Raw genomic sequence first — 14257 nt, 5'->3', positions numbered from 1 at the left:
CGTTCTCAATTTAGTTAGATTGATTTCATTGTACCTTTAGGTAGCACAGCAGTGACTGCGCCTTTTTGAATCACAATATTGGTATTGTCATTTAACGAAATCTCAATAAAGTCCTTTTCTTCAGACACTTTTGAAACTTTACCAACCATACCACCTTGCGTAAGTACTTCATCACCTTTACCGATAGAAGCTACTAGGTTTTTATGCTCTTTAACCCGTTTTGCCTGTGGACGATACAGCATAAAATAGAAAATTAATCCGAAAACACCTAACAAGATAAGCATTTCAAAACCACCGCCTTGTGCGCCAGCTTCTTGTGCGTAAGCATTAGAAATAAAAAAACTCATAAATTCCTCATATATTTTTAGTTATAAAGCCGGAACCGGCATGTTCTTCTGTGCGTAAAATTGTTCAACAAACTGATCAAGTTTTTGTTCAGCTATAGCATCACGTAACCCTTGCATAACTCGTTGATAGTACCGCAAGTTATGGATGGTGTTTAATCTAGCACCGAGTATTTCATTACATTTGTCCAAATGATGTAAATATGACCGTGAATAGTTTTTACAAGTGTAACAGTCACATTTCTCATCTAAAGGTCCAGTATCTGTTTTATGCTTGGCATTACGTATTTTAATAACACCCTCCGTAACAAATAAATGACCATTTCGGGCATTTCGAGTTGGCATAACACAATCGAACATGTCGATTCCACGGCGAACCGCTTCAACAATGTCTTCTGGTCGTCCCACTCCCATTAAATAACGTGGCTTTTCAGCAGGAATTTTATCTGCTGTGTGATCTAAAATCCGAATCATATCTTCTTTTGGCTCACCTACGGATAAACCACCAATGGCATAACCATCAAATCCGATATCTTCTAGACCTTTCAAGGATTGATCGCGCAGACCTTCGTACATGCCACCTTGAATAATACCAAATAACGCTGACGGGTTACCTTCATGAGCTTGTTTACTGCGTTTAGCCCAACGTAAAGATAACTCCATGGAGCGGCGAGCTTCAGGCTCAGTGGCGGGATAAGGAGTACACTCATCAAAAATCATCACGATGTCTGAGCCAAGATCACGTTGCACTTCCATAGACTTTTCTGGAGTAAGCAGTATTTTTTCACCATTAATTGGCGATCTAAACGTGACCCCTTCTTCAGTGATTTTACGTAAATCTCCCAAACTAAACACTTGGAAACCGCCACTGTCCGTAAGGATCGGCTTATCCCAATGCATAAAGTCGTGCAAATCACCATGTTGCTTCATGATTTCAGTGCCTGGACGTAACATCAAATGAAAGGTATTCCCTAAACAGATGTGCGCACCTGTCTCGTCTAACTCTTCCGGCGTCATTCCTTTTACGGTGCCATAGGTGCCAACGGGCATAAACGCTGGGGTTTCAACCACACCTCGGTCAAACACTAATCTACCGCGGCGTGCTTTGCCATCGGTTGTATCTAATTCAAATTTCATTTTTAACCTTTTAAAATTTCTGCATACCGGAAAACAGTCCAGTGCTGAAAAACAGCGGGGATTATAAAGGAATAATGAGCAAGCTGAAATCATCTAAAGAGAATTTCAGCTTGAAAGTTGCCTTAATAAGCGAAATGAGACGACTTATTCGCCTAAATTTACACATCAGTGGTTAGGATTTTTCAATAAACATGGCATCACCGTAACTGAAAAAGCGGTATTCGTTTGCTATTGCTTGCGCATATGCACCCATCACGTTTTCTCTACCCGCAAATGCACTAATCAACATGATTAATGTGGACTCGGGTAAGTGAAAATTAGTCAGCATTGCATCGACAATTTCAAATTGATAACCGGGATAAATAAAAATATCAGTATCGTCAAAAAAGGCCTCAAGGGGTTTACCTTTTTTAATGCTTGCAGCAGCGGCAGATTCCAATGAACGAACCGACGTTGTGCCTACAGCAATGACTCGTTTACCCTTGGATTTAGCTAAGTTAATGGCATCCACAACATCTTCAGGCACTTCAGCGTATTCAGAGTGCATGTGGTGATCTTGAATATTATCAACCCTTACTGGCTGAAAGGTACCAGCACCAACGTGCAGGGTAACAAAGGCGGTATTAACCCCCTTATTTTTTAATGCCTCAAGAGTAGCTTCGTCAAAATGCAAACCTGCGGTAGGTGCAGCTACCGCTCCGGGTTTTTCAGAATAAACCGTCTGATAACGTTCCTTATCTGAATCTTCATCTGGTCGGTCGATATAGGGAGGCAACGGCATGTGTCCGTATTTTTCTAATAGACTCAAAACAGGTTCTTGATTAACAACCTTTAATTCAAACAGTTGATCGTGACGCAACACCATTTCCATTTGGATATGTTCTTCTAGTACCAATAAAGCCCCGGGTTTTGGGGATTTGCTAGATTTCACGTGGGCTAAAACGGTTTTTTCATCAATAATGCGTTCAACCAACACCTCAACTTTTCCGCCGGTTGATTTTTTCCCAAGTAAACGCGCAGGTATCACTCGAGTATTATTAAAAATAAGTAAATCACCTTCATCCACTAAATCAACAAAAGCAGAAAAATGGGTATCTTTTAAACCGCCAGTTTTACCGTCTAAACACAGCAACTTGCTGGCGGTTCTTTGTTCTGTGGGGTATCGAGCGATCAACCGCTCAGGTAAATCAAAATGGAAATCAGATAGTTTCATGAAGTCTGGTTAGCCCAACTGTAAGTTAATATTCAGTATTTTACGTATTAAAAAATATACCTGCAACGCTTTATCGATACTCGGTTTTCCTTGAGTTTTGGCGCTGACAGTATAAATTATAATCAACTTATTATTTCGATGTTTCTCCCAAACATAGTTTCCCCAGCCGCCCTAGCTGGTTTTTTTTGTGCGTTTTTCAAAGCTCATCTTCATCTAATGAAATTTGCATATCCGCAAATATCTCAATGATATCTTCACGCTCAATTCGACGCATTTTTAAAACGTACATAATTTGTAAAAGTAAATCTGCGCCTAAAATTCCCTTATTTACCTTATTACGTAAGTTATCTGCGCTTTGAACAACCCCAATTGAATTCAATCGCTCGCTGAGGTCTTGATATTTCACCCCGCGCTTAGACATTTCAGCCTTAATAATACGTTGAACTAGTTGTCGCCAATTTGCGTTATCGTGTTTTTTCGCCACTTTTCACTCACTCTAAAATGAACAACTTTGTGAATTATAATTTACAAAAATAAACTATACAACTCAAAAAAGTAAAATAAAGTTTGACATTAAAAATCATTTGTCAGTACAATCTGCCCCGTTACAAAAAAACTTACAATTCATTTTGAACTGATCATGTTTTTTCGTATACAAAGGTAACATACTATAGTCATTACACTGACAGGAGAGTAGGCATATGACTTGGGACCTTGATCAACTTGAGACCCTATTATCAGATAACGACAATATTGTTGTCACCCGTGAAGAAAATTGTTTATTGATCGGAAATGGTGATGGTTTAGATGCATGGTTAGCACTCAGTGGAGAGCAAATTATTATCGAATCCATTTTATTTTCAAGTTCAGAAGTCAAAGACAAAGCGGCCTTGAACGAAGAGATATTGAAAACCCATATGTTGTTTCCATTAACAACGATTGGAATATCTCAAGTTGCTGAGCAAGATTATTACACTGCATTTGGCGCATTAAGTTCACAATCTAAAGCAGAAAGCATCAAAATTGAACTCGATGCCTTATTCCACAATGTGGCTGCATTTTTAGATGCTTATCAAGAACATTTGCACTAAACATTTAGGTATTTTGGAGAAGATTATGTCGGTTTGGAGAAAGTTAGTTACAGCTGTTAAAGGTGGCGCAACAGAAGCTGCTCAATCCGTTGTTGACAGTCAAGCCATTCGAATTCTAGAACAAGAAATTCGTGATGCAAAAGAAGAATTGCGTAAGTCAGACCATGCTCGAACGCAAATTTTAGCAAAATGTAAATTGGCTAAACAAAAGGTTGATAGCCTCAAAGTATCAATCGGTCAATATGAAGAACATGCCCGCAAAGCCATAGGCTCAGATCGCCAATTGGCATTAGACTGCGCGCAAAAAGTAGCAGATTTGACTGCTGAAATGGAAACCGAACAAGAGTTTTTAGACCAGTTTACTCAATCAGAAAAGCAACTTGCTGCCAATATTAACCAAGCAAAAGACAACTTGAAGCGTTTAGAACAGCAGGTTGATATGGTTAAGGCAACAGAATCAGTGCAAAAAGCACAGGTTGCTGTTTCATCCAGACACATGGGTGCAAATAGTAAAATGAAAACCGCTACTGAATCTTTAAATCGCATTCAAGACAAGCAAAAGTTACGCAGTGCAGAGCTCGAAGCTGCGGAAGAGCTTGCTTCTAGCGACTCATCCACTGATTTAGAAAAGCGCTTAGCTGAAGCTGGAATTAAGGGTGGTAAAAGCTCTGCTGATGACGAGCTGAAACGCATTTTAGGCGAATAAATTGGTTAGCCTCTAAATGTTATTAGTCCTTAAAGTACGTAAAGTACTCACCCGAGTATTTTCCGAGATGCGCTGGTACACCATTGTACTAGCGCTTTTGTTTTATGCCCTGAGCACATGGATTTTATTATATGTATCAGGTGAAGATGCCCTGCTCAATATTAACGACTTTATTTATTGGCTAGTCGTCACCGGTTCTACTGTTGGATATGGTGATATGTCACCGGTCACAAGTGCGGGTAAATATATCGTTTCTTTTTATGTAATCCCCTTAGGGTTGAGTATATTTGCCTTAGTGCTAGGACGCGTAGCTGCTTGGGTATCTATGCAATGGCAAAAAGGAGTGAAAGGTTTGAAACCATTAGATCTTGAAAACCATGTTTTGGTAATTGGCTGGAATGGTCAGCGCACCATTCAATTGCTTAATTTGCTGCTTAAAGAGCGGGCAGAAACGGAAAACAAGCCAGAGATTGTTTTGTGTGTTAAAGCTGATATAGACAATCCCATGCCCGATAAAATTGAATTTATCAAAGTAATGTCATTTAACAATGATAAAGAAATGGATAGGGCTTGCGTAGATAAAGCTGCGGTTATTGTCATGGATAATGAAGAAGATGATGTCACTATGACCACTTCTTTATATTGCAGCAAAAGGAATAACAGCGCCCATCTGCTAGCTTACTTTAAAGATGAGTCCTTAGTGGATTTATTACAGACTCATTGTCCTAATATCGAATGTACCCCCAGTGTCGCCGTTGAAATGTTAGCTAAATCGGCATTTGATCCAGGCTCTAGTTTATTGCAACACGACTTATTGACAGTTCAAGAGGGACAGGCCCAGTTTTCAATTGAAGTGCCAGAATCCGTTCCTCAAATATCCGTTGAAAAACTATTTATCACCCTTAAACAACGCTATAACGCCACCTTCATTGGCTTTGTCGAACCAAGCGTTCCCGCTAAAGTTACTTTAAATCCTAATTTTGATGAGACTATCTTGCCCAAATACAAACTTTTTTATATTGCTGAACAGCGTATCAATCATTTTGATTGGCAAATATTGTCGGAATAAAAAGTCGCAATAACTGGACAGATTAAAAACGGAGAAATCATGTTTTCAAAATGGTTTAGCAAAAAGAACAAGCAAGCTGACATAAAAGCGCCGGAAATAATGGGGTTGTATTTAGGTGGGTCTTTTGAGCTTGATGATTTAAAACTCAAACTTATAGAGCCTGAACTGGTAATTGAAGGGGCAGCTAGACATCATTTGATTCAAGCTGTGGGCGAAGCTCATTTGGATACAGGCGGCAAAATTCTACGTTATTACACCGATGACGATGCTTTTTTACAGGTAGTATTAGATGGTGGTGACACAGAAAACCATATCACTGATGTGAAGTTATGGTACTTTTACGATACACAAACCGTGGGTACCGATAAGCAATGGAAAGACCTCATTGCCCAACAAGTTTCTCAGCCCCATTATCAAATTGAAAGTAACAACTATAGCCGTGTATGGAATGCTGTTGGCGAGGAGTCACCTCCGGTAGCAATGACAGAGAAAACCTTTGAACTTGATGGTGATACCAGTCAAACGGACCAATTTGTGATGTTATATGAACGACAAATAGATCACGACGCCTTCGAAACCTTATTGGTTTGTGCAGAAGAAAAAATTGTCGATAATAATCATGATCGCTGCCTAGTTATTAGCACTGGCTTCGATATTTTGCCCGCCGATATTAGAATAAACGGTTAGCAAATCTACATTTACACAGAAAAGGAAAAGTCGATGGATATATTATTGGAATCAATAGCCGGATTGGGTAATTTTGCAATCTATTTTGTGGTCTCAATAGTGCTTTTATTTTTATTCAAAATCGTTTACGCATGGGTCACGCCCCATGATGAATGGAAATTGGTGAAAGAAGAAAAAAACACAGCTGCAGCAATTGGGTTTGGCGGTGCTATCGTCGGTTTTAGTATTGCATTATCCGGTGCTGTAACTAATTCAACGTCTCAATATGACTTCGCTATTTGGGGCTTCATTGCACTTATCGCGCAGGTGTTAGCGTTTTTACTATTGCGCTTCACTTTTATGCCTGCCATCGCTGAAAGGATTGATAATCAAGAAGTGTCAGCTGGCGTCATGTTAGCGTCTATGTCCATCGGCGTTGGTTTACTCAATGCGGCTTGCATGACCTACTAGGAGGCATAAGCATGACACGTAAACGCAGTGAACAAATCAATCTAAGCAGAATGCGTAAGCATTTTTCCCCTAAACCTTTGGCCATTGGTGTTGCCTCAGTATTCTTGGCCGCTTGCACCGGTAATCGTCAAGAAGCGACCATCTACACCACGCCCGAAGATTGTGCCAAAGAGAATCCAGAACAGGCACAAGTGTGTGAAACCGCTTATCAAGAAGCTTTGGCAGAAGCGGAACGAACAGGGCCTAAATATAATACGGAACGGGATTGTGAAAGTGAGTTTGGGCCAAACCAATGTCGTCAGGTAGAGCGTAGTTCGGGCTCCTTTTTTATGCCTTTTATGGCTGGCTACATGTTAAGTAACCTGTTGTCGCCTAATCGCTACCAGTATCAACCCATGTTTACCTCTTATTCTCCCTACTCTCCTTATCGTTATCGGTGGATTGGCGCTGGAGGATACGATTATGGTTCATTGGGTAAGCGCAACCACAAAGTCAGTCCAGATGCATTCAAACCTAAACCGGCGGTCACTCGAACAATAAAACGAGGTGGATTTGGCAGCTCTGTTCGAGCTAAATCAAGTTGGGGAAGTAGAAGTGGCTCTAAAGGTGGTTGGGGTGGTTAACCCCGTTCCACTGGCAACATTAATCCATGCAGCCATTGATCAACAACACCATTAATCCACAGCAATAGAGTCCCGATGTTCAGAATACCTAGTGATCCCCGTAAAAACTGGCAACAAAAAGCAAAGGACTTTGGCTTTTCATTCCATAGTATGTACGGCGAGCCATATTGGGATGAATCTGCATATTATCAATTCAATTTACAGCAAATTGAAAATGACTTAGAAGATCCTAGCGTCGAAATTCACCAAATGTGTTTACAAGTTGTAGACAAAGTTGTGAATAATGACACTTTATTGTCTGCTTTTAAAATTCCAGAAGACTTCTGGCAAGGGGTGAAAGATTCCTGGCGCAAGCAGGATCCGTCGTTATATTCTCGACTCGATTTTGCCTATGATGGTAGTGGTCCGGCTAAGTTATATGAAAATAATGCTGATACACCGACTAGTTTATATGAATCGGGATTCTGGCAATGGTTGTGGCTGCAAGATTTAGTGGATGGCAATCAACTTTCTCGTCAGGCAGATCAATTTAACTCCTTACAAGAAAAATTAATTGCACGGATAGATGAAATCGCTAGACATTATCAAACCGAACATATCCATTTTGCCTGTTGTCAGGACACCATTGAAGATCGTGGCACCGTTCAATATTTGCAAGACTGCGCCGCAGAATCAGGCCTGCATGCTCCCTTTGTTTTCATTGAAGATATTGGTTTAGGAGAGTCCGGTCGTTTTACCGATTTGAAAAATAACCAAATCGATACTTTGTTTAAACTCTATCCTTGGGAGTTTATGCAGCGTGAGGAGTTTGGGGATTTTGTGGAAAGTTCACAAACCAATTGGATTGAACCGCTATGGAAAAGTATTTTATCTAACAAAGCACTGATGCCCATGTTGTGGAAGATGTTTAAAGGCCACCCTAACCTGTTACCTGCTTATTTCGAAGATGAACTGCATTTATGTGACCACCAGCGCATTGTTAAAAAGCCGATATTTTCCCGAGAAGGGGCAAACGTTAGTATTTTAGAAAAAGGACAAGAGATTATACATGCCGATGGTCCTTATGGTGAGGAAGGCTTTATTTATCAAGCATTCCATCCGCTTCCTAAATTTGACAATAACTACACATTAATTGGTTCTTGGTTAGTTAACGACAAAGCAGCCGGAATTTCAGTACGAGAAGATACCTCTTTGATCACACAAGATATGTCCCGATATCTACCACATATTATTTTAGGGTAACCTCATGGGCGCAAAAACAACGGTTCTAGCATCTCAATTGAAATTCGTTTTGTATTTGATGTTATTTTTTACGCTTATAGAAGGCATCAATATTGTTTTTGGCCGCAGCTTAAATGTCTTTGGAATATACCCACGTGAACTCATTGGTTTGCGCGGCATAATCTTTAGTCCCTTTTTACATGGAAATTTAGCCCATTTCGCGTCAAATATTGTCACTTTAGGAATATTTAGCCTACTTGTAATGCAGTACGGCAAAAAAACTTACATGGCTGTCAGTATCTATTTAATCTTTAGTATTGGTTTACTGGTATGGCTGTTTGCACGCCCAGCCATGCATATTGGTGCCAGCGGTATTATTTACGGCTACTTTGGTTTTTTAGTGCTAGGTGGCCTAATATCTGGGCGCATAAAGCTCATTATTATTTCCCTCATCGTCGGCTTTTTTTATGGCGGTTTGATATTTGGTGTATTCCCTACAAACAGTTTCGTTTCTTGGGAGTCCCACCTCTTTGGTTTTATTGCGGGTTTATGCGCAGCAAAAATTTGGGCGAAAAAGCGCTAAAACTCTACTTTACTTACATAGAGCAACACGTCTAAGTTTGATTAAAGTCGTAGTGGATTGATTGGGAGTTAGATATACTGACAACAGTTATAATATAGTTTGATGATTTTATGAATAAGCCAGCAGCAAACGAATCGACTCAAAATCCTAAGAAGAACCCACCACAAAACAATGGGTTTATGGGTAACCTTGCATTCAATATTGTTATTCCGGTATTAATTTTATCCTATCTTAGCGGCGAAGAATATTTAGGCCCAGCGGTAAGTGTGGTCTGCGCCTTAGCGTTCCCCATAGGTTACGGCATTTGGGATTTAAAAAAGTCTGGCAAGGTAAATGGTTTCTCTATATTAGGCATTATTAGTGTCATACTCACTGGCGGTATCACCTTGTTGAAACTACCTGCCGAATATATTGCCATTAAAGAAGCTGCCATCCCCGGAATTTTAGGGATTGCAGTGTTGATATCTCAATACACCAATCGCTCTTTAGTGAAAATTCTTATTCTCAATGAAAATGTGATTAATTGGCCAGCATTAGACGAGGCTTTAGAGAAAAAACAAAATACAGCCTTATTTAAGCGCAAAATAACCATCAGCTCGTATATCGTTGCCGCGTCGTTTTTTGTTTCTTCGTTCTTAAATTATATATTGGCGAAAATTATCTTAGTCAGCGAACCTGGCACAACTGCGTACACTGAAGAATTAGGGCGGATGACGGCATTAAGTTACCCGGTAATCATGGTGCCAAGTTTAATTATGCTGTTTTCTGCGCTGGCTTATTTAATCATTCAAATGAAAAAACTAACTGGTGAAGATTACCTATCCTTTATTCACGAAGAAGGATAAAGCTGAACAAGTAGAACAACTGGCGGTGCAATGATTAAAATTGAAGCCTTATCTAAGTCATATCAAGATGGCAAACAATTTACTCAGGTTTTAGATAATCTAAACTTAAATATTGCCCCCAAACAACAAATTGCCATTACTGGCGAATCGGGTTCTGGAAAGTCAACCTTACTGCATTTGTTAGCCTGTCTGGATAAACCAGACTCAGGCTCAATAATCATAAATGGGCAGGATATCTGTTCATTCTCCCCTCGTTCAAGTGATGCCTACCGGCAAAAAACCGTGGGCATTGTGTTTCAAAAATTCAATCTAATAGAATGTTTATCCGTATGGGAAAATATTTGTTTTCCCGCCCGTTTAAATCAAAATCTAGACGAGCCATATCTGCTTAACTTGTTACAACAATTAGGTATAGCAGAGCAACGGCATAAAATGCCAGTGGATTTATCTGGCGGAGAGCAACAACGAGTTGCTATCGCAAGGGCCTTATCCCACAAACCCGAGTTAGTTTTAGCGGATGAACCCACTGGTAATCTTGACGACAAAAATAGCGATAAGGTCGCCAACTTACTTTTTTCTTTATGTAGTATGCATAACGCGATGCTGGTTATGGTCACCCATAGTCAACAGTTAGCGAAACAAGCCCATTACCATTATCACTTGAGTGATAAAAAGTTAACGCTACAAGCAAATGACTAAGCCAATTCTTTCGGTATTGTGGGTAATAGTAAAAAGTTATAATCTGCAAAAATATCGACTTTTTTTAGTGCTAATGGCGATGATAATTGGCTGTGCTGGCTTCTCGTCTGTGCTTGTTATCAATGAAACGGCTAAGCGTAGTTATAACCAACCCAATTTTCCCTTAATAGAAGACGTACGCTACGCTATCTACCCTAAAGAAGGTGCATCAATCACTCAGTCAGACTATGCCGATTTACGCAAAAGTGGAAATCGAAATATAATAGCCGTATCAACTTTGGAAATAGGGAGCAAAAACAACAAGCTTGACTTTGTGGGGGTCGACTATTATGCCTTAATGAGTTTAGATGTAAGCCAACAAGGTACCGATAGTGCTGAAAAAGAAGTCGTTTTATTTACCTCAAGTATCAATTCATCTGAGATAGACGCAACAGAAAATAAATTCATTGTGGATCCCGCCTATGCAAAAGTATTGCGCACACAAAAGCTGCTTACGAGTGATAATTTTTTACAGCTCAATTCGCAATTCCCAATAGGCCCTGTATCCATAGCCAAAGGAACTGGCTTTGGTCAGCAAATTGTTTGCGACATTGAAACCTTGTTTAATCAATTCACTACTCAGGAGATTTCTTACCTAGTGGTGGTTGGTAAATATAATGATAAGAACCCTGTCACCGTGCAATTGCCTGCACACCTCAAGTTAGTCAAGTTAATCTCAACAGAAGATACCGAACAATTAACCGCAAGCTTTCATCTTAACCTGTTTGCCATGGGTCTACTGATGTTCGTTGTGTGCATGTTTGTGGTATTAAACGCGTTAAATTTATTGATAATTAAACGCTTGCCGACGTTTAAAATTATAAGACAACTAGGTGTTCCAATTGTCGCGATTTTCAGCGCTAGCATAATAGAAATGCTGTTCTTAGCCATAGTTTGTAGTGCAATGGGTGTCACCTTGGGTATTGAAGCAGCCAAATTACTGTCCCCTGCCGTTAATCAAACCCTTGAGAGTCTATATAATGTGTCTTTAGGGTTTGAATCATTTTCATGGCCTAGTTTATATAGCCGAGTGCTACTGGCTAGTATTCTGGGATTGAGCCTAGCCGCCGTGCTCCCATTGCGTTCTATAGACAGCCACTTAGCCTCAATAAAACTTACACCTCAGGTGGTTTATAATGAGAACAGATGGTTAACAGTTTCTGCAATATTGCTGTTAGTGAGTTTAATTTTGTATTTTTGCTACGCAAATATCCTTAGCTCTTTTGTGATCATCGGGTTGCTGATAACCAGTGGGTGTTTCATGGTGTTGTTTATATTGCCCAAGTTACTTGTATTAACACAACCCTTTATTCCATCAAACGCGCCTAGTTTAAGCTGGAGTTTTGCGGATGCTAAACGAGTATCAAACAAAAGCAGTATCGCTCTTTGTGCCTTTTTCATTGCTGTTACGGCAAATGTCGGCATGAATTTAATGGTCAATAGCTTTCGAGTTGCCACTGATACATGGATAACCCAGCGACTTGACGCCGATGCTTATATTTATACTCAGGATGCAGATAAAGCAAGTACGCTTATCAAACTAAATTTCCCGAAGATTTCAACTTTTGTCAGGCTGGCAGAAAAGGTCAGCTATCAGGGCAACGACCTGCAAATCCGCTCCTATCCAAGTCAATTAAAACACCGCCAGGCACTATTATTGGAAGATGCTCTGGATACTTCTTGGGACAAGTTTTCAAATGGATATGGGATTTTTGTCAATCAGCAGTTTGCCCTTTCCAAGCAGCTTAAATTAGGCCAAAAACTAGAAATTAGTCGCCAAGATAATACCCAGTTGGCAGTGCAAGTGGTTGGTATTTATTATGATTATGGTAACCCGAACGCACAAGCTCTAGTCAGTGAGTGGTTAATTAAAAATCCACTAGGCGGCAGACAGGTTATGGCTTTATATAACCAAGGGGCTCACCCACTTGAGTGGACTGAACTCAAGAAGCAGTTAGGGTTGAACATGCCTGATGCACAAATGATGGAAACCCAAACATTGCTGAAAGCCTCAATGCAAACCTTTGATAATACTTTTGTGGTAACCCAAAGTCTTAATATTATTACCTTATTGGTCGCCGCATTCTCGTTAGCTTCCTCCCTGATTGTGATCGACTTTGATAATAAACCTCAACGAGCTTTGCTTCGTGCTATGGGTGTACCTGCAAGTAAAGTACTGTTATTGACCTTGTTCCAATACACCCTGTTGTGCTTATTTATCTGTGCTATTGCTATTCCTTTTGGCATATTATTAAGCTGGCTTTTGATCAATTTAATTAATGTGCAGGCTTTCTATTGGTCCTATCCGCTGGTTATTGAATTGGAAACCATTGTTCAGCTAGTTTTTTCAAGCTTAACTGTCGTGCTGTTGGCTGTATTATTGCCCGCAGCTAGGGCAATATTAATACCGCCTATTGAGGATATAAAATGGCTCAATGGTTAAAGTTTAGAAAAACACCTTGGCTATTAACAAGCCTATTGTCGGCCAGTATAGTGTTGTCGGCCTGTTCAGAGTCCGATATTCCCTCCTCTAGCATGTACGGGGGGATGCTTGATCAGGAGAACTTTTCCAGTGCAAAAGCCAATACCGAAATAGCCATTGAATTTCCGCGAGATCATCTCAGTCACCCTGAATTTGCTATTGAATGGTGGTATTTAACCGCTAACTTGTTTGATAGTCAGGGCAATCAATATCCAATGCAATGGACATTGTTCCGCTTTTCAGGAGGAGCTAGCGACTCCAATTGGAGTAACGGACAATTATATATGAGTCACGGTAAGCTGAGCTCAGATAAACAAGATTGGTTTGAAGAAATTTTTGCCAGAGGTGGAGTTGGCAACGCTGATGTTTCACTACATGAGGAAACTAACAATTTTGAGGCATATTTAGATGATTGGCATTGGCGTTCATCGTCCGCGGATTTATTGCCAGCGTCTTTGAATTTTAACCTCAATGGGCAGGTTAATATAATGCTGAACATGCACGCAATAGGTCCGTATATTTTAAATGGTCAAAATGGCTACAGTGTTAAATTGGCGAATGAACAACATGCTTCTATGTATTACAGTCAGCCCTTTATTGATATTGATGGGTCCATTGAATTGCTAGATAAAACCATTAAAGTCTCAGGAGAAGGTTGGTTTGACCATGAATGGAGTGCGGGACTTTCCGACCAAAAAACGCAAGGCTGGGACTGGTTCTCTTTACATCTAAATGACGGCCAAAAACTGATGCTGTACCAGGTTCGACATAGTGAGTTGAGCAATGCGTGGTTTGGCAGCTTGATCAGCCCTGAGGGCGATAAAATTCATTTAACAGCAACAGATATCAAAGGGACCATTGATAGTTATGCAACGGTTAACGGTATACAGGTGCCACTTAATTGGTCCCTATCGTTACCTCAATATCAAATCCATATTCGCGTTTCAGCGTTTAAACAAGATCAATATAATCACGGAATGTTTCCCTATTATGAGGGTGCGGTAGTGGTTGAGGGCAGTCATCAAGGTATCGGCTTTATGGAACTAACGGGATATTAGCAGTCAAACT

General features: G+C 40.1%; 16 protein-coding genes. 12 read left to right on the top strand and 4 right to left on the bottom strand.

Annotated features, from left to right (window positions below; genetic code table 11):
• Window positions 1-14: 14 nt before the first annotated feature.
• The 4 genes from yajC to AB6T38_RS00645 form a co-directional block, all read right to left on the bottom strand.
• On the bottom strand, window positions 15-347 hold the full coding sequence (gene yajC, locus AB6T38_RS00660; RefSeq protein WP_348492031.1) for a preprotein translocase subunit YajC: 333 nt from the start codon (window positions 345-347) through the stop codon (window positions 15-17).
• 21 nt (window positions 348-368) lie between these two features.
• On the bottom strand, window positions 369-1481 hold the full coding sequence (gene tgt, locus AB6T38_RS00655) for a tRNA guanosine(34) transglycosylase Tgt (protein WP_372545343.1): 1113 nt from the start codon (window positions 1479-1481) through the stop codon (window positions 369-371).
• Between the two features lie 172 nt (window positions 1482-1653).
• Window positions 1654-2694, bottom strand: coding sequence for a tRNA preQ1(34) S-adenosylmethionine ribosyltransferase-isomerase QueA (gene queA, locus AB6T38_RS00650; protein ID WP_372545342.1), 1041 nt, complete (start codon window positions 2692-2694; stop codon window positions 1654-1656).
• Between the two features lie 196 nt (window positions 2695-2890).
• Window positions 2891-3178, bottom strand: coding sequence for a DUF6471 domain-containing protein (locus tag AB6T38_RS00645; RefSeq protein ID WP_348492028.1), 288 nt, complete (start codon window positions 3176-3178; stop codon window positions 2891-2893).
• A 217-nt stretch (window positions 3179-3395) separates the two neighbouring features.
• Here AB6T38_RS00645 and AB6T38_RS00640 point away from each other — a divergent pair, with 217 nt between their 5' ends.
• From AB6T38_RS00640 to AB6T38_RS00585, 12 genes are all read left to right on the top strand, one after another.
• Window positions 3396-3785, top strand: a complete 390-nt coding sequence (locus AB6T38_RS00640) for a DUF2170 family protein (RefSeq protein ID WP_303474361.1) — start codon at window positions 3396-3398, stop codon at window positions 3783-3785.
• Window positions 3786-3810: 25 nt separating this feature from the next.
• Complete coding sequence (locus tag AB6T38_RS00635; protein ID WP_348492027.1) at window positions 3811-4491, top strand: PspA/IM30 family protein; 681 nt, start codon at window positions 3811-3813, stop codon at window positions 4489-4491.
• A gap of 16 nt (window positions 4492-4507) precedes the next feature.
• On the top strand, window positions 4508-5560 hold the full coding sequence (locus tag AB6T38_RS00630; RefSeq protein WP_372545341.1) for a potassium channel family protein: 1053 nt from the start codon (window positions 4508-4510) through the stop codon (window positions 5558-5560).
• A gap of 39 nt (window positions 5561-5599) precedes the next feature.
• Window positions 5600-6247 carry a YjfK family protein gene (locus AB6T38_RS00625; RefSeq protein WP_372545339.1) on the top strand — a complete coding sequence of 216 codons (648 nt, stop codon included), beginning with the start codon at window positions 5600-5602 and terminating at the stop codon, window positions 6245-6247.
• 33 nt (window positions 6248-6280) lie between these two features.
• Window positions 6281-6697, top strand: coding sequence for a DUF350 domain-containing protein (locus AB6T38_RS00620; RefSeq protein ID WP_348492024.1), 417 nt, complete (start codon window positions 6281-6283; stop codon window positions 6695-6697).
• An 11-nt stretch (window positions 6698-6708) separates the two neighbouring features.
• Window positions 6709-7320 (top strand): DUF1190 family protein, encoded by a 612-nt coding sequence (locus AB6T38_RS00615; RefSeq protein WP_348492023.1) that lies wholly within the window; start codon window positions 6709-6711, stop codon window positions 7318-7320.
• Between the two features lie 75 nt (window positions 7321-7395).
• Window positions 7396-8562 carry a glutathionylspermidine synthase family protein gene (locus tag AB6T38_RS00610; RefSeq protein WP_372545338.1) on the top strand — a complete coding sequence of 389 codons (1167 nt, stop codon included), beginning with the start codon at window positions 7396-7398 and terminating at the stop codon, window positions 8560-8562.
• 4 nt (window positions 8563-8566) lie between these two features.
• On the top strand, window positions 8567-9124 hold the full coding sequence (locus AB6T38_RS00605; protein ID WP_348492021.1) for a rhomboid family intramembrane serine protease: 558 nt from the start codon (window positions 8567-8569) through the stop codon (window positions 9122-9124).
• A 110-nt stretch (window positions 9125-9234) separates the two neighbouring features.
• Complete coding sequence (locus AB6T38_RS00600; protein ID WP_348492020.1) at window positions 9235-9969, top strand: VC0807 family protein; 735 nt, start codon at window positions 9235-9237, stop codon at window positions 9967-9969.
• A 30-nt stretch (window positions 9970-9999) separates the two neighbouring features.
• Window positions 10000-10668, top strand: coding sequence for an ABC transporter ATP-binding protein (locus tag AB6T38_RS00595; protein ID WP_372545337.1), 669 nt, complete (start codon window positions 10000-10002; stop codon window positions 10666-10668).
• Window positions 10661-13150 carry an FtsX-like permease family protein gene (locus AB6T38_RS00590; protein ID WP_372545335.1) on the top strand — a complete coding sequence of 830 codons (2490 nt, stop codon included), beginning with the start codon at window positions 10661-10663 and terminating at the stop codon, window positions 13148-13150. Before AB6T38_RS00595 ends, AB6T38_RS00590 begins: the two co-directional genes overlap by 8 nt.
• Window positions 13135-14247 (top strand): lipocalin-like domain-containing protein, encoded by a 1113-nt coding sequence (locus AB6T38_RS00585; protein WP_372545334.1) that lies wholly within the window; start codon window positions 13135-13137, stop codon window positions 14245-14247. The genes AB6T38_RS00590 and AB6T38_RS00585 overlap by 16 nt, the downstream gene beginning before the upstream one ends.
• Window positions 14248-14257 lie beyond the last annotated feature (10 nt).

It is taken from the genome of Aliiglaciecola sp. SL4 (assembly GCF_041538045.1).
In the GTDB taxonomy this organism is placed as follows: domain Bacteria; phylum Pseudomonadota; class Gammaproteobacteria; order Enterobacterales; family Alteromonadaceae; genus Aliiglaciecola.
Note: the sequence above shows the minus strand (reverse complement) of the source record. Positions and strands in the feature narration are given on the sequence as shown.